The sequence below is a fragment of the Pseudonocardia sp. genome (genome assembly GCF_025465255.1).
Lineage (GTDB): Bacteria > Actinomycetota > Actinomycetes > Mycobacteriales > Pseudonocardiaceae > Pseudonocardia.
The window spans coordinates 11,765-27,712 of the sequence record NZ_JAODNI010000005.1 but is presented as its reverse complement, the minus strand read 5'-3'; the positions used below and the strand labels follow the sequence as shown (position 1 = coordinate 27,712).

14 protein-coding genes are annotated in these 15,948 nt (G+C 74.5%); 9 read left to right on the top strand and 5 right to left on the bottom strand.

Annotation, left to right across the window (positions count from 1 at the left end; translation table 11 throughout):
- Nucleotides 1–210 precede the first annotated feature (210 nt).
- Nucleotides 211–1,752 (top strand): acetyl-CoA acetyltransferase, encoded by a 1,542-nt coding sequence (locus JWP64_RS00755; protein ID WP_297490946.1) that lies wholly within the window; start codon nt 211–213, stop codon nt 1,750–1,752.
- 90 nt (nt 1,753–1,842) lie between these two features.
- Here JWP64_RS00755 and JWP64_RS00750 read toward each other — a convergent pair whose 3' ends face one another.
- Nucleotides 1,843–2,586: a siderophore-interacting protein gene (locus JWP64_RS00750; RefSeq protein ID WP_297490944.1), complete on the bottom strand. Its 744-nt coding sequence runs from the start codon at nt 2,584–2,586 to the stop codon at nt 1,843–1,845.
- Between the two features lie 45 nt (nt 2,587–2,631).
- Nucleotides 2,632–3,255, bottom strand: a complete 624-nt coding sequence (locus JWP64_RS00745) for a TetR/AcrR family transcriptional regulator (RefSeq protein WP_297490942.1) — start codon at nt 3,253–3,255, stop codon at nt 2,632–2,634.
- A gap of 72 nt (nt 3,256–3,327) precedes the next feature.
- Here JWP64_RS00745 and JWP64_RS00740 point away from each other — a divergent pair, with 72 nt between their 5' ends.
- From JWP64_RS00740 to JWP64_RS00710, 7 genes are all read left to right on the top strand, one after another.
- Nucleotides 3,328–4,851, top strand: coding sequence for an NAD(P)/FAD-dependent oxidoreductase (locus JWP64_RS00740; RefSeq protein WP_297490940.1), 1,524 nt, complete (start codon nt 3,328–3,330; stop codon nt 4,849–4,851).
- Nucleotides 4,852–4,896: 45 nt separating this feature from the next.
- On the top strand, nt 4,897–5,859 hold the full coding sequence (locus JWP64_RS00735) for an o-succinylbenzoate synthase (RefSeq protein ID WP_297490938.1): 963 nt from the start codon (nt 4,897–4,899) through the stop codon (nt 5,857–5,859).
- A gap of 6 nt (nt 5,860–5,865) precedes the next feature.
- Nucleotides 5,866–6,804: an FAD-dependent oxidoreductase gene (locus JWP64_RS00730; protein WP_297490935.1), complete on the top strand. Its 939-nt coding sequence runs from the start codon at nt 5,866–5,868 to the stop codon at nt 6,802–6,804.
- 135 nt (nt 6,805–6,939) lie between these two features.
- Nucleotides 6,940–8,343: an FAD-linked oxidase C-terminal domain-containing protein gene (locus JWP64_RS00725; protein WP_297490952.1), complete on the top strand. Its 1,404-nt coding sequence runs from the start codon at nt 6,940–6,942 to the stop codon at nt 8,341–8,343.
- Nucleotides 8,340–9,770 (top strand): AMP-binding protein, encoded by a 1,431-nt coding sequence (locus JWP64_RS00720; protein WP_297490933.1) that lies wholly within the window; start codon nt 8,340–8,342, stop codon nt 9,768–9,770. Before JWP64_RS00725 ends, JWP64_RS00720 begins: the two co-directional genes overlap by 4 nt.
- A 151-nt stretch (nt 9,771–9,921) precedes the next feature.
- Nucleotides 9,922–11,487, top strand: coding sequence for a CHAD domain-containing protein (locus JWP64_RS00715; RefSeq protein WP_297490931.1), 1,566 nt, complete (start codon nt 9,922–9,924; stop codon nt 11,485–11,487).
- Between the two features lie 96 nt (nt 11,488–11,583).
- Nucleotides 11,584–12,597: a PHP domain-containing protein gene (locus tag JWP64_RS00710; RefSeq protein WP_297490929.1), complete on the top strand. Its 1,014-nt coding sequence runs from the start codon at nt 11,584–11,586 to the stop codon at nt 12,595–12,597.
- A gap of 30 nt (nt 12,598–12,627) precedes the next feature.
- Here the strand turns inward: JWP64_RS00710 and JWP64_RS00705 are convergent, their stop codons facing one another.
- The 3 genes from JWP64_RS00705 to JWP64_RS00695 all read right to left on the bottom strand — a co-directional run bounded on the left by JWP64_RS00705 (nt 12,628) and on the right by JWP64_RS00695 (nt 14,766).
- Nucleotides 12,628–13,884 carry an RNA polymerase sigma factor gene (locus JWP64_RS00705; protein WP_297490928.1) on the bottom strand — a complete coding sequence of 419 codons (1,257 nt, stop codon included), beginning with the start codon at nt 13,882–13,884 and terminating at the stop codon, nt 12,628–12,630.
- Between the two features lie 11 nt (nt 13,885–13,895).
- The gene (locus tag JWP64_RS00700; RefSeq protein WP_297490950.1) at nt 13,896–14,240 is read right to left on the bottom strand and encodes a YciI family protein; all 345 of its coding nucleotides are present in this window, start codon (nt 14,238–14,240) and stop codon (nt 13,896–13,898) included.
- Nucleotides 14,241–14,343: 103 nt separating this feature from the next.
- Nucleotides 14,344–14,766, bottom strand: a complete 423-nt coding sequence (locus JWP64_RS00695; protein ID WP_297490924.1) for a cupin domain-containing protein — start codon at nt 14,764–14,766, stop codon at nt 14,344–14,346.
- Nucleotides 14,767–14,971: 205 nt separating this feature from the next.
- Here JWP64_RS00695 and JWP64_RS00690 point away from each other — a divergent pair, with 205 nt between their 5' ends.
- Nucleotides 14,972–15,880, top strand: coding sequence for a glycoside hydrolase family 16 protein (locus JWP64_RS00690; RefSeq protein ID WP_297490948.1), 909 nt, complete (start codon nt 14,972–14,974; stop codon nt 15,878–15,880).
- The last annotated feature ends 68 nt before the right edge of the window (nt 15,881–15,948 follow it).

Here is a 15,948-nt window from a genome sequence, read left to right as displayed (position 1 = left end):
CCCGCACGCGGGCGCCGGGCAGCCCGGGTCGAGGCAGGCCCCTCCCGGCGTCGACGCGGACACCTGGGCCGCGGCCCGGGCGGCCTGCGCGGACCTCGCCCCGGCCGTCCCGTCGGGACCCGCGGCGAACTGATCTGCATGATCGACGCGTAGCGTGTCGGACCTGGCACCGAACGGGACCGCGTCCGGCTGCTGTACTACCGTCCGTCCGTGCGGGACGACAGGTTGCCGGTGCTTCTCGGCGTGGGCCAGGTGCTCGGCAACCGGGACCGGACGGTGGCCGGCGCGCGGGAGCCGTTGCGGCTCGTTGCCGACGCCGTGGCCGCCGCCGGGCAGGACACCGGCGCCGGCACCGGCGGCCGGCTGCTCCGAGAGGTCGACTCGATCGCGGTCTCACACGTCGCCAGCTGGGGATACGACGACCTGGCGGCGAAGCTCGCCGAGCGGATCGGCGCGGGCCCGTCCCACACGTTCGCCGCGCCCGTCGGCGGGCAGTGGCCCGTCGCGCTCGTGGACGCGGCCGCCGCGCGGATCGCCGCGGGGGAGTCGCGGGTGGCGCTGGTGGCCGGCGGCGAGGCGTCTGCGTCGATGGCCGTGCTGGCCCGTGCGGGCGTGGACCCGGCCGCGGACCTGGGCTGGAGCGCCGAGCCCGGCGGCCCGCCCGGCTTCGACCCGGACGACCTCGGGAGCGCGGCCATGCAGCTCGCCGGGCTGGTCCTGCCGACGCGCGTGTACCCGATGGTCGACGCCGCCCTGACCCACGCGTTGGGGGAGAGCCCGGCGCAGGCCCTGGCCTGGTCCGCGGAGCTGTACGCCGGGTTGAGCAAGGTCGCGTCGGAGAACCCGTGCGCCTGGAACCCGATGGTCACCTCGCCCTCGGACATCGTGCGCGTCGGGCCCGGCAACCGGATGATCTGCGAGCCGTACCCGCTGTCGCTCAACGCGAACCCGCTGGTGGACATGGCCGCCGCCGTCCTCGTGACGTCGGTGGCCGTGGCCCGCGAGCACGGCGTCCCGGACGAGCGGATGGTGCACGTCTGGGGCGGCGCCGGCGCGGAGGACGCCGCGGACGTGGTCGCCCGGCCGGAGCTGGCGGTCTCGCCGGCACTCGGGTCGGCGCTGGACCGGACCCTCGCCGCGGGCGGCCTCGCCGCCGCGGACCTCGACGTCCTGGACGTCTACACGCCGTTCCCGGTGGTCCCGCGGCTCGTCGGGCGGCATCTCGGCCTGGCCCTGCCGGACCTGCTCGGCGTGACCGGCGGGTACTCGTCCTTCGGCGGCCCGCTGTCGTCGTACGGGCTGCACGCCGTCGTCGCGACCGCGCGCCGGCTGCGGGCGGGGGCCCGGACCGCGTTGGTCCACGGCGGCGGCGGGTACCTGACCCGCCAGCACGCCGTCCTGCTCGGGCGGTCGGCGCACGAGGACGGCTACGTCGGCGACCCCGTCCCGAAGGACACCGCCGAACCCGGCCCCGCGCCGGTGGTGCTCGCCGACGGGGACGTCCACGAGGTGCGGGTGGAGGCCGCGACCGTGGAGTACGACCGCAACGGCCTCCCCACCCAGGGCTTCATGCTGGCCCGCACGCCGGACGGCCGCCGCCTCGCCGCCGCGACCCCGCGCGGGGACGCCGCCAGCACCGCGGTCCTCACCGTCTTCCCCGACGGCCCCACCGCCCCGCCGGGCCCGCACGCCGTCGGCCGCACCGTCCGCGCCACCGTGATCGCCGGCCACGCCCAGCTCGACCCCGCCTGACGAGGGGAACCCCGCGAGTCGCGCTGTGAGACCGCGCGAGTCGTGATCTGGAGCCGCGCGAGTCGCGATCCGGGACCGCGCGAGCCGGGCTCAGCGGGCGCGCCAGTACCCCGTCGCGTAGACCGCCCGCCGGCCGAGGCCGCGCTCGTTCAGCAGATGGGCCCGGATGTCCTTCACCGCGGCGGACTCGCCCGCGAGCCAGGCCTGCCCCTCGCCCTCGGGGAACGCCGCCGCCCGCACCGCCTCGACGAGCGGCTCGCCCGCGGGCCGGTCCCCGCGGTGCACCCAGGTGACGTCGGCCTTGCCCGGCAGGTCCTGTTCCTCGCCGGCGTCCGCCACCTCGAGTACCGCCAGCGCCGGGACGTCCGGTGGCACCGCCTCCAGCACGGTCGCGACGGCGGGCAGCGCGGACTCGTCCCCGATCACGACGTGGAACGCCGCGGCGGGATCCGGCACCCAGCGCCCGCCGGGCTCGGAGACCCCGACCCACGACCCGGGCTCCGCGGACTGCGCCCACGCCGCGGCCGGCCCGTAACCGGTGTGCACCACGAAGTCGACGTCCAGCTCACCGGCCGCCGGATCGAACCGCCGCACGGTGTACGTGCGGATGGTCGGGCGCGCCTCGCCCGCGGGCCAGACGGGTCCGCCGGTGCTGGCGCGGGGGATCGCCGGCCGGTCCTGCCCCTCGACGGGGAAGAACATCTTGATCCGTCGGTCCGGGCCCTCCCCGGGGAACCCGGCCAGCTCGTCGCCGCCCAGGGTCACGCGGATCATCCGCGGCGTGATGGTGGTGCTGCGCAGGACCTGCAGCAGGCGAGGGGCCGTCGTCGTCACCGGCACAGTGTGCCTCGTGCGCGAAAACCGTTGCCAGGGCGGCGATCACCGCGCACGGGCGCCGGAGGCGCGGCCCTGCAGGCCGGTCCAGGCGAGGTCCATCAGGTACTCCGTCGCGTCCTCGGTGGTGACGCGCTTGTCCTGCGCCCGCCAGACCGCCAGCCGCTCGCACGCGCCGACGATGACCTGCGCCCAACCCTGCAGCTGGAGCGGAGCGGCGTCCGGGGCCGCGGCGCCGAGCAGGGCGGCGATGAAGTCCGTCTGCTGCGCCCGGATCCCCTCGACCGCATCCGCGGCGATCCTGGCCTCGGAGTACAGCAGCGAGAAGGCGGCGGCGCGCTCGTCGAGGAACTCGAAGAAGGCCCGGGTACCGCGGCGGAGCATGTCCTCGGGCGTGGTCGCGGCCGCCGCGGCCGCCGCGGTGACCTCGAGCAGCTCGGTCCGGGCCTGCGCGACGCACGCCAGCAGGAGGCCCTCCTTGGAACCGAAGTGCGTGTACAGCACGGGCTTGGTGACCCCGACCCGTTCGGCGACGGCGTCCATCGACGCGTTCGCGTACCCGCGCTCGGAGAACACGGCGACCGCGGCGTCGAGGATCTGCCGCTCGCGCTCCTCGCGGCCGACGCGACGGCGCCGAGCGGGGGCGGCCTGGACGGAGCGGGATTCCACGGGGGAACCCTACCCGGACCCAACTTACTCGTGGTAACTTACTGGCGGTAACCCAACGAGGAGGGACCCGGAATGAGCGAGACGACCCCACGTGTGGATCCCGTCACGGTGGATCCCGTCACGGTGGATCCCGTCACGGTGGATCCCGTCACGGTGGACACCGTCATCGTCGGCAGCGGCTTCGCCGGCCTCGGCGCGGCGGTGAAGCTGGACGAGGCGGGCCGGAAGGACTTCGTCGTCCTGGAGAAGGGCGGCACCCTCGGCGGTACCTGGCGGGACAACGTCTACCCGGGCTGCGCCTGCGACGTGGAGTCCCACCTCTACTCCTTCTCCTTCTTCCAGAACCCGGAGTGGACGCGGACGTTCGCGCGCCAGCCGGAGATCCGGGCCTACCTCGAGAGCGTCGCGGACCGCTACCGCCTGCGGGACCGCATCCGCTTCGGCGTCAAGGTCGCCGGCGCCGAGTGGGACGGCACCGCGTGGGACGTCCGCACGGACGACGGCACCAGCTACCGCGCGCGCTACGTGCTGTTCGGCACCGGCGCGCTGCACGACCCCTTCGTGCCCGAGATCGAGGGCCTGGACCGTTTCGCCGGCAAGGCCTTCCACTCGGCGCAGTGGGACCACTCGCACGACCTTGCGGGCAAGCGCGTCGCCGTCATCGGCACGGGGGCCAGCGCGATCCAGTTCGTGCCCGCGATCGCGCCGGAGGTCGAGTCGCTGACGCTCTTCCAGCGCACCGCGCCCTGGGTGCTGCCCAAGCCGGACCACGCGATCCCGGAGCGCACGCGCACCGCGTACCGGCGCCTCCCGCTGCTGCAGACGCTGAACCGGATCGCGCTGTACTGGCGGCACGAGGCGCTGGTCGCGGGCTTCCTGCACCCGCAGATCATGAAGCTGGTCCAGAAGCTCGGGCTGAAGTACCTGGACAAGGTCCTCGCCGGCGACGACGAGCTCAAGCGCAAGGTCACGCCCACGTTCACCATGGGCTGCAAGCGGGTCCTGATGAGCAACGACTACTACCCGGCGCTGCGGCGGGACAACGTGTCCGTCGAGACCGGCGACATCACCCGGATCACCGGGCGGGGCGTCGTCACCGCGGACGGGGTCGAGCACGAGGTCGACACGATCATCTTCGGCACCGGGTTCAAGGTCGCGGACGGCATGGCGCAGATGGGCGTCACCGGGCGGGACGGCGTCAAGCTCGTCGACGCGTGGAAGGACGGCCCGGAGGCCCTGCTCGGCACCACGGTCGCGGGCTTCCCGAACCTGTTCATGATCGTCGGCCCGAACACCGGGCTCGGCCACAGCTCGATGGTGTTCATGGTCGAGTCGCAGATCAACTACGTTCTGGACGCGATGCGGACGGTCGACGCCAGCCGCGCCGTCGCGATCGACACCCGGCAGGACAGCCAGGACGCCTACAACGCGGACCTGCAGCGCCGGCTCGGCAAGACGGTGTGGAGCACGGGCGGCTGCGCCAGCTGGTACCTCGACGAGAACGGCCGCAACCGGACCCTGTGGCCCGGGTACACCTTCTCCTTCCGCCGCCGGACGAAGGCGATCGACCCCGCCCACCACGAGCTGATCGCCTGAGCGCAGCCTGCGGAGCGAACATCAGGACTGAGTAGCGTCGGCCGGGTGGAAGATCCCTTCGTCTACTCGATCCCGATGACCACCCGGTTCCGCGGCATCGCGGTCCGGGAGGGCCTGCTCCTACGCGGGCCCGCGGGCTGGGGCGAGTTCTGCCCCTTCACCGAGTACGACGACGCGGAGGCGGCCTCCTGGCTCGCCGCCGCGTGCGAGGCCGCGGAGGACGGCTGGCCGGAACCGGTGCGCGACCGGGTTCCGGTCAACTGCATCGTCCCGGCGGTCGGCCCCGAGCGGGCGCACGCGCTCGTCCGCGCGTCCGGCTGCTCGACGGCGAAGGTGAAGGTGGCCGACCACCCGGAGTCCGCGGCCGAGGACCTGGCCCGGGTCGAGGCCGTCCGGGACGCGCTCGGGCCGTCGGGCGCGGTGCGGGTCGACGCCAACGCCCGCTGGGAGGTCGACGAGGCCGTCGCCGCCATCCGCGCGCTGGACCGCGCGGCGGGCGGGCTGCAGTACGTCGAGCAGCCGTGTCCGTCCATCGAGGAGCTGGCGCTGGTCCGCCGCCGCGTCGACGTGCCGATCGCCGCCGACGAGTCCATCCGCCGCGCCGAGGACCCGTTGAAGGTCGCGGTGGCGGGCGCCGCGGACGTCGCGATCCTGAAGGTCGCGCCGCTCGGCGGGGTCCGCCGGGCCCTCGCCGTCGCGGAGGCCTGCGGGTTGCCGTGTGTGGTCTCGTCCGCGCTGGAGACGAGCGTCGGGATGGCCGCGGAGATCGCCCTCGCCGCCGCGCTGCCGCGACTCGACCACGCCTGCGGGTTGGGGACGGGCGCGCTGCTGACCGCGGACGTGGTCGCCCCGGACGCCCGGCTGACGCCGAGGGACGGGTTCCTGCCCGTGCTGCGACGCGCCCCGGAACCCGTCGCGCGACAGGACGTCGCTGCCGATCCCGAGCGCACGACCTGGTGGCGCGACCGGCTAGAACGGGTGCGGCGCCGCGCGCGCCGCTACCCTTGACCGATCATGTCCGTGGTCGTGGTGGGAGCCGGGCTGGCCGGCGTCGCGTGTGCGCGGGAGGTCGCCGACGCCGGGATCCCCGTGCGCGTCCTGGACCGCGGCCGCGCCCCGGGCGGGCGGATGGCGAGCCGCTGCCACGACGGTCGGCCGATCGACACCGGGGCCGCCTACTTCACCGTGCGGGACCCGGAGTTCGCCGAGGTCGTGGCGGACTGGCGGACGGCGGGCCTGGCCCGGCCCTGGACGTCGGAACTCGCGGTCCTGGACCACGGCGAACGACTCCGGGCACCCGGACCGATGCGCTGGGCCGCGCCGCGGGGCCTGTGCAGCCTGGTCGCCGCGCTCGCGGAGGGGCTCCCGCTGGAGCTGGGGCACGAGGTCAAGCGGGTCACCTCGGGCCCGACGGTCGACGGCGAACCGGCAGACGTCGTGGTGCTCGCGATGCCGGACCCGCAGGCCCTGCGCGTCCTCGATCCCGGGCTCGGCGCCGTCGCGCTCGCCTCGGGGCGGCCCTGGCGGCCCGTCCTGGCCGTCGCCGCCGAGTACGCCGAACGCACCTGGGCCGAGCTGCCCGCCGCGTTCGTCAACGACCATCCGGTCCTCTCCCTGATCGCGGACGACGGCGCCCGCCGCGGCGACGACGCGCCCGTCCTGGTGGCGCACACCGTCTCCGACGTCGCCCGGCGGTTCGACGAGCAGCCGGAGGAGGCGGTCCCGCTCGTCGTCGAGGCGGTGGGGGAGCTGCTCGGGATCACCGCGCGACCGGTGTGGACGCACGCCCACCGCTGGCGCTTCGCGTCCCCCGAGCAGGACCGCGACGTGCCCTTCCACCTCGGTGCGGACGGCATCGGACTGGCCGGGGACGGCTGGGGCAGCTCCCGGATCGAGACGGCCTGGCGCTCGGGCTCGCTGCTGGGGCGCGAGGTCGTCCGCCGGCTCGGATGACCGGAACCGGTCGAGCGGGTTAACGTCACCGTCATGGTGGAGTCCGCAACCGTCGGAGGCCTCTCCGGCGCCCTCAGGCCGGCCGACGCCGACGACCGACCCTTCGGTGTCGCCGACTCCGGCGACGGTTTCGCGATGGCGGTCCTCGACGACGCCGGCCGCGCGGTCCTCGCGGAGCTCGCCACCGCGCTGCCGGCGGACCGTGTGCTCACGGACCCGGACACGGTCCGCCCCTACGTGCACGACGAGGCGGAGTGGGCTGAGCACGGATCGCCGATCGCCGTCGTGCGGCCGCACAGCACCGCCGAGGTCGCGGCCGTCGTGAGAGCCTGCGCGCGGCACCGGCTGGCCGTCGTGCCGCGGGGCGCGGGCACCGGGCTGTCCGGTGGCGCCAACGCCGTCGACGGCTGTGTGGTCCTGTCCCTGGAACGGATGCGGGACATCCTGGAGATCGACCCGGGGGAGCGGCTCGCCGTCGTCCAGCCCGGGGTCGTGAACGACGACCTTCGCGCCGCCTGCGCCGAGCAGGGCCTCTGGTACCCGCCGGACCCCGCGAGTGCCCCCTGGTCGACGATCGGCGGCAACGTGGCGACGAACGCCGGCGGCCTGTGCTGCGTGAAGTACGGCGTGACCAGGGACTACGTGCTCGCGCTGGAGGTCGTCACGGCGGCGGGGGAGGTCGTCCGGGTCGGGCGGCGAACTGCGAAGGGTGTCGCCGGGTACGACCTCACCGGCCTGCTGGTCGGCTCCGAGGGCACGCTCGCGGTGATCACCGAGATCACCGTGAAGCTGCGGCCGTCGCGTACGGCGCCGCCGCGTACCGTCGTCGGGTTCTTCGACACCCTCGCGGACTGCGGAGCCGCGGTCGCCGCCGTCACCGCGGCGGGGCTGCAGCCGGCGGCGTTCGAGCTGATCGACCGGCACTGCCTGCACGCCGTCAACGAGTGGAAGCACGCCGGGCTGCCCGAGGACGCCGCCGCGTTGCTGCTCGCGCAGACGGACCTGGCCGAGCCCGCGGCGAGCGCCGAGGCCGAGGCGATCGCCGCCGCGTTCCAGGCGCACGGTGCCCGGGACGTGATGGTCTCGACGGACCCGGTCGAGGCCGAGGCCCTGTTCGACGCCCGTCGCCTGGCCTACCCGGCCCTGGAGCAGCGCGGGGACGCGGTGCTCACCGAGGACGTCTGCCTGCCGCGCGGCAGGCTCGCCGAGATGCTCGCCCGGATCGACGTCATCGCGGAGCGGCACGGCACGTTCGTCGCCACCATCGCGCACGCGGGCGACGGCAACCTGCACCCGTTGATCATCGTCCCGCACGGCGACGCCGAGGCGCGGACCCGCGCGCAGGCCGCCTTCGACGACATCGTCTCGGCGGCGATCGAGCTGGGCGGCACGGTCACCGGCGAGCACGGCGTCGGCCTGCTGAAGCGCGACGGCATGCGCCGTGAGCTGGACCCGGGATCGCTGGCGATGCAGCGGGCGATCAAGGCGGCACTCGACCCCGACGACATCCTCAACCCCGGCAAGGTGATCGGCCAGTGAGCACGCTCCTCCCCGCATTCGACGACCCGACCGACAAGCTCGCGCTCCGGTTCCCGGACGGCGAGCTGACCTACGCCGAGCTGGCCGCCGTCGCCTCGGACCTCGCCACCCGGATCGTGGGACACGGGCGCGTCGCGGTGTGGGCGACGTCCACGCTCGGCGCCGCGGTCGGCATCACCGCCGGGCTGCTAGCCGGGGTCCCGGTCGTGCCGGTGAACCCGAAGGTGGGGGAGCGGGAGCTGGCGCACGTCGTGTCGGACTCGAAGCCCGAGCTGATCATGGCGGTGCCCGAGGTAACGCTCCCGCAGGCGCTCTCCGGCCTGCCGCGCGTGGACGTCGTCACCGATCCCGCAGGGGTGACGCCCGCCGAGCTTCCGCCGGAGCCCGGCCCGGAGGCGCCCGCACTCGTCGTCTACACGTCGGGGACCACCGGGCCGCCCAAGGGCGCCGTGCTCTCCCGGGGCGCGATCGCCGCCAACCTCGACGGGCTCGCCGAGGCCTGGGCCTGGACCGGCGACGACGTCCTCACCCACGCGCTGCCGATCTTCCACGTGCACGGGCTGGTGCTCGGCACCGTCGGCCCGCTGCGCCGCGGCGGCAGCCTGCACCACCTCGGCGCGATCGACGGCAAGGCCCTCGCGGCGGCGGTCGACGGCGGGGCGACGCTCGTCTTCGGCGTCCCCACGCATTACCACCGGCTCGCCGCGGACTTCGAGACCGACGCCGCGCTGGCCGCGTCCGTCGGTCGCGCCCGGCTGCTGGTCTCCGGGTCGGCCGCGCTCACCGCCGTCGACCACGCGCGGATCGAGAAGGCGACCGGGCTGGCGGTCCGGGAGCGCTACGGGCTCACCGAGACGCTGATCCTCACGGCCGCGCGGGCGGACGAGTCGGCGGAGGTCGGGACCGTGGGGCGTCCGGTGCCCGGCACCGAGGTGCGGCTCGCGCCCCTGCCCGAGCCCGACGGTGACGACGAGGGCCTCGGGTCCGTCGAGGTCCGTGGCCCGAGCCTCTTCTCCGGCTACCTCAACCTGCCCGGTGCGACGGCCGCCTCGCAGACCCCGGACGGCTGGTTCGCCACCGGGGACATCGCCCGCTGGACGGCGTCCGGCGCGCTCGCGATCGTCGGCCGCAGGGCGACGGATCTGATCAAGTCCGGCGGGTACAAGATCGGCGCGGGCGAGATCGAGAACGCGCTGCTGGAGCACCCGGACGTGGCCGAGACCGCCGTGATCGGTGTGCCGGACGACGACCTGGGCGAGCGGATCGTCGCGTACGTGGTGCCCGTGGCCGAGGCGCCGGAACCGAAGGTGCTGATCGACCACGTCGTGAGCCTGATCGCCCCCCACAAGCGGCCTCGCGAGATCCGGTACGTGCAGTCGTTGCCGCGCAACGCGATGGGCAAGGTGCAGAAGAAGCTCCTGCCCTGACACCCCCGCGAGTCGGCGCTTCCGGCCCCGCGAGTCGCGCTCTCGGCCCGGGCGAGTCGCGCTCCGGAACCTGGCGACTCGCGCTGGTCCGGGCGTGTGACCGCCTCCATCCGAACGTTTCGCGGACCCGCAGACTCGGGCACTCCGCTCCATGAGCCGCCGAACCGACCCCACGACCCAGACCGCCACCGACCCGACCGAGACGCACGTCGGCACCACCTACCGCGGTCCGGCCGCCGCCGGTGCGCCGCGTCTCGCCGATCTCGACGGGGTGCGTCCGGGCCGGGCGTCCGCGGGCGAGGTGCGCGAGATCGAGCGCTACGACACGGCCGACCTCCGGCTGGCGACGCAGGGCATCGTGCTCGCCGTGCGCCGCGAGGACGACGCCGAGTACTGGCGTCTCGACCTCCCGGACGCGGGCGAGGGCGAGCGGCTGCAGGTGTCCGTCACGCCGTCGGAGGTGGAGGGCGTCGACCCGGAGCTCCCCGCCGAGCTCGACGAGCTGGTGCGCGGCGCGCGCCGCGGTGCGGAGGTGCGGCCCGTCGGTCGCATCCGCCGCGTGCGGACGCGTACACCCCTGCGTGCCGCCCGCCGCCCCGTCGGCGAGCTGGTCCGCGACGAGGTCCAGGTGGCGACCCTCGGCTCCTCGACGACCCTGGAGAACTGGTCGGAGGCGGAGGTCAGGCTGACCCTCTCCGCGCCCGCCGGCCTCGCCGAGAAGCTCGCCGCCCGCCTCGCCGAGACCGGGATGGTGCCGGCGGCCTCCGGCGCCGAGGCCGAGCTCGACCGGCTGCTCCGCGTCGAGGCCCCGGCCCCTCCCCGTCGGCGCATCGGCAAGAAGGGCTCCGCGGGGGCCGTCGTCCTCGGCTACGTCGCCGAGCAGGTCGACGCGCTGACCGAGGCCGACCTCCTCGCCCACCGCGGCGACGACGAGGGCGTGCACCGGATGCGTGTGGCCGCCCGCCGCCTGCGCAGCACCCTGCAGAACTTCCCGACCGTGCTGGACCGGGAGCGCACCCGCCCGCTCATCGACGAGCTGCGCCGCCTCGGCCAGCAGCTCGCCCCGGCGCGGGATCTGAAGGTCGTCGAGGAGCGCATCACCGCCGCCGTCGCCGAGACCGACGACGCGCTCGTGCTGGGGCCGGTGCGGGCCCGCGTCACCAAGCACTTCGCCCGGCCCCGGGAGGAGGCGCGCGCTGCCGTCCTCACCGAGCTCGACGGCGACCGCTACGCCGCGTTGCGGAGTGCGCTCGAGCGGTTGTTGCAGGACCCGCCGCTGACCGGGGCCGCCACGCGTCCGGCGCGCAAGGAACTGCCGGTCCTGGAGAACAAGGCGCAGCGGCGCTTCGACAAGCGGCTCGACGCCGCGCTCGACGCGCTCGCTACCGGGGACGCCGAGGCCGGCGACGCCGCCGTCCACGAGGCTCGCAAGGCCGGCAAGCGGCTGCGCTACGCCGCCGAGGTCACCCGCGCGCCCGGCATGAAGCTCGGCAGGAAGGACCGGAAGAAGGCGAAGGCCCACGCGAAGCAGCTGAAGTCCGTGCACAAGGCGCTCGGTGAGCACCAGGACACGGTGGTCTCTCGCCGCACGCTCCGGGAGCTCGGCGCGGCCGCGCACGCCGCGGGGGAGAACGGCTTCACGTTCGGCCTCCTGCACGGCCGGGACCAGGCCATCGCGGAGCGGATCGAGGAGACCCTCCCGCAGATGCGCCACTGACCGGTTCTGCCGCTCGGGTGGCTCGAGTGCCACCCGTCGGCGTTCGAGCCACTCGAGCAGCGGCGGAGATCGCCCGCCGATGGCACGATCGCACCCGTGAGCGATCCCCGTGACCCGGTGGCCGACCTCCGCCGCATCGCGTTCCTGCTCGAACGCGCGCACGAGTCGACCTACCGGGTCCGCGCCTTCCGCACCGCCGCCGCGGCCCTGCGCGGCAAGGACCCGGACGAGCTCGCGACGCTGGCCCGGTCCGGGGACCTGGTGAAGCTCAAGGGCGTCGGCGAGGTGACGGCCCGCTGCGTGGCCGAGTCGCTGACCGGCGAGGAGCCGGTGTACCTGCGCCGGCTGGAGGCGACCGACGGCGTCGAGCGCGTCCAGGCCGCGATCGACCTCCGGGACGCGCTCAAGGGCGACTGCCACAGCCACACCGACGCGTCCGACGGCGGGTCGCCGCTGTGGGAGATGGTCGAGACGGCGATCGGCCTGGGGCACGACTACCTCGTCATCACCGACCATTCGCCGCGGCTCACGGTCGCCAACGGCCTCTCCGCCGAGCGCCTGCGGAAGCAGATCGAGCAGATCGCCGAGATCAACGCCGGGCTGCGCGGCTTCCGGATCCTCACCGGCATCGAGGTCGACATCCTCGACGACGGCGCCCTCGACCAGCGGGAGGACCTGCTCGCCCAGCTCGACGTCGTGGTCGCCAGCGTGCACTCCAAGCTCCGCATGCCCCGCGCCGAGATGACCGAACGGATGCTCACCGCCGTCGCGAACCCGCACGTCGACGTGCTGGGGCACTGCACCGGGCGGATGGTCACCGGCAACCGCAAGCGCCCGGAGTCGGACTTCGACGCGGACGCCGTGTTCGCCGCCTGTGCGGAGTACAGCACGGCGGTGGAGATCAACTCCCGGCCGGAGCGGCTGGACCCGCCGAAGCGCCTGCTCCGCCTGGCCGTCGAGGCGGGCTGCGAGTTCACGATCGACACGGACGCCCACGCGCCCGGTCAGCTCGACTGGCTGGACAACGGCTGCTCCCGCGCGGTCCTCTGCGGCGTCCCGACCGAGCGGGTCCGCAACACCTGGGACGCCGAGGCCCTCCTCGCCCGGTGACCAGGCCGAAATCCCTCGGCTTGCGGGATGTCACGGGTGGAGGAGGGAATCGAGGCGGGCGGTGAGGAAGCGGCGTTCGGGGTCGTTGCCGACGAGCTCCAGGGCCCGCCGGTAGGCCTGCCCGGCCTCGGCGGTGCGGCCGAGGCGGCGGAGGAGATCCGCGCGGGCGGCGGGGTAGAGGTGGTGGGTGCGCAGGCGGGGCTCGTCGGCGAGCGCGTCGAGCAGGACCAGCCCGGCGGCGGGGCCGTCGCGCATCGCCACCGCGACCGCCCGGTTCAGCGCGACCAGCGGCGAGGGCGCGATCCGGGCCAGCAGGTCGTAGAGCGCGACGATCTGCGGCCAGTCCGTCGTCGCGACGTCCGCGGCCTCGTCGTGCAGCGCGGCGATGGCCGCCTGCACCCCGTACGGGCCCACCGGCCCTCCGGTCAGGGCCCGCACCACCAGCTCGCGGCCCTCCTCGATGAGGCCGCGGTCCCACCGGCCGCGGTCCTGGTCGTCGAGCAGGATCAGGTCGCCGTCCGGACCGGTGCGGGCGTGGCGTCGGGCGTGCACGAGCAGCATGAGTGCGAGCAGCCCGGTGACCTCCTGCTCACGCGGCAGCAGCCGATGCAGGATTCGGGCGAGCCGGATCGCCTCGAGCGCGAGGTCGACGCGCAGCAGGTCCGGCCCCTCGCTCGCCGCGTAGCCCTCGGTGAAGACCAGGTAGACGACCCGCAGCACCCCCGGCAGCCGGTCCGGTAGCTCGTCGGGGCCGGGGACGCGGAACGGGACGCGGGCGTCGCGGATCTTGCGCTTCGCCCGGACGATCCGCTGCGCCATCGTCGCGGGTTCGACCAGGAACGCGCGGGCGACCTCCGGCGTGGTCAGCCCGGCGAGGCACCGTAGGGTCAGCGCGACCTGCGACTCCCCGGGCAACGCGGGGTGGCAGCAGGTGAAGAACAGCCGGAGGCGTTCGTCGGGAATCCCGTCGTCCGGCTCGTCGGGGGCGCCCGGGTCGGTGCGGTCCGCCTCGGCCTGCAGGATCGCGACCCGCTCCGCGTAGGCGCGGTCCCGGCGGAGCCGGTCCACCGCGCGTCGACGGGCGGTGGTCAGAAGCCAGGCCCCCGGCTTGTCCGGCACCCCGTCGGCCGGCCAGTGCACCAGCGCCGCCTCGATCGCGTCGGAGGCGACCTCCTCGGCCAGGTCGAGGTCGCCGAAGCGGCGCACCAGGGAGGCGAGCAGCCGGCCCCGTTCCTCCCGGAACACGGCCTCCACCGAGGTTCCGGCGCCGGCTGCCCCCTCGGACACGGACCGACCCGTCAGCGGAACTCGACGACCGGACGCACCTCGACGGCCCCACCCACGGCCGTCGCCGGGCAGCGGCCCGCCCACTCGAGCGCGGAGTCGAGGTCCGGGAGGTCGAGGACGTAGTAGCCACCCAGGACCTCCCGGGTCTCGGCGAACGGGCCGTCGGTCGTGTCGGGTGACCCGTTCCCGGAGCCGCGCACCGTCGTCGCGGTCGCGGGGCCGTGCAGCGCATCCCCGGCGACGCGGATCCCGGCGTCGGCCACGGCCTTGTCGTAGGAGATCCAGGCCTCGTTCATGTCCCGGGGCTCGGTGCCTGCGGGGGGCTCGGACGCCTCGGGAACGTAGATCAGCAGCATGTACTTCACGGCTCGACTCCTGTCGCTCGTCGTGCACGGCGGGTGCCGCACAGCATGACGACGAACGCGCCGTCCCGGAATCGACAACGGCCCGGAACTCTCCTCAGGCGAGCTCGAAGTCCGCGAACTCGAAGCCCGGCGAGACCACACAGGTGACGAGCGCCGGCTCGCTGCCGAGCAGCCGCGCGGACTGCCAGTGCCCGCCCGGGACCTCGTGCTGCGGGCGCGCTCCGGCGGACGGCGGACCGAGGGTGAGCGGCCGGCCGGGGTGCGGCGACGCGCCGTCCCCGCCCGGGACGAGCGTGACGATCGAGCCGGAGTGCCAGCACCACAGCTCGGCCGAGCGCACCCGGTGCCACCGTGACTCCCCGTCGAGCAGGTAGAGGATCGCGGTGGCGCTCGGTCGCGGGCCGTGGTCGGTCTCGAGCGTCACCGGCGAGGTCCAGGTGCGCCGGAAGTACCCGCCCTCGGGATGGGGTTCCAGGTCGAGGGCGACGGCGAGCGTCGGGACGGACGTTCCTGCCATGGCGGGCAGTCTCGCCTCCCCGCGGGTCGTTGTCGCGCTCTGTGACGAAAAATGTGTGACGCAGGGTAATTGAACGGTGCCGCACGATCCGTCGGTTCTCGATCGTGCGCCACCCGACCAGGTGGCAGAACCGGCGTCGCTCACGATGTGCGGTGAAATGGGCACAGTCCTGAGACGCGAGAGACGGAAGGTGCCCACGGTGCGGATGCCGCTTACGTTCCGATCGGTGGTCGTGCTGCTCGGCACCTGCGCGCTGGTCGCCGTCACCGGTGCGGCCTCGCCCGCCTCGGCCGCCGAGCCGGCACCGCCCGGCTCTGCGCGGCCCGCGGAACCCGTCGCACCACGTCCGCCCGTGGCGCCGTCGAAGTGCACGACGACGACGTCGGAGAAGCTCGGCTGGGGCGAGCCCACCCGCACCTCGGACTTCGACGGCACCACCCTGCCGCCGGACTGGCACGCCTACGGCCCCGAGCCCGGCCACGCGAAGAAGGGCACCCGGACGCCCGACGCGGTCACCCTCGAGGACGGCGTCGTCACGATCACCGGGCAGAGGGACGGCACCACCGGCGCGATCAGCTGGCACCCCGGCCAGCGCTACGGCCGCTGGGAGGGGTGCGTGAAGGCGGACCCCGGCAGGGGCGGCTACAACGCGCTGTTCCTGCTCTGGCCCGTGGCGGAGGACTTCCCGGTGGGCGGGGAGATCGACTGGATGGAGATCACCTCCGACGACCGGCAGAAGACCAGCTTCTTCCTGCACTACGGAGCGCAGAACGACCAGGAGTACGGCTCGGTGCGCCACGACGCCACCGAGTGGAACGCCTGGGCCGTCGAGTGGACCCCGGAGGAGATCACGGCGTACGTCAACGGCAAGGAGTGGTACTCCACCACCGAGACCTCGCACTTCCCGCCGGGGCCGATGAACATGACGATGCAGCTGGACTACTTCCCGCCCGCGGGCGGGAGCACGGCGATGCACATGGACTGGGCGAAGCAGTGGGCGCTGCCCGAGAGCGAGCCCGCCGAGCTGTCACTCGGCCCGGGCGAGCCCGCGACCGGCCAGCCGCGCGACTACCCGCAGCACAAGCCGCGGCCGCTCGACCAGATCCGGCAGTAGCCCCCGAACTCGTGGGCAGCGGGGACGCAAGAACTGGGGCCGTCCCCGCTGTCCACGACCTACCGCTG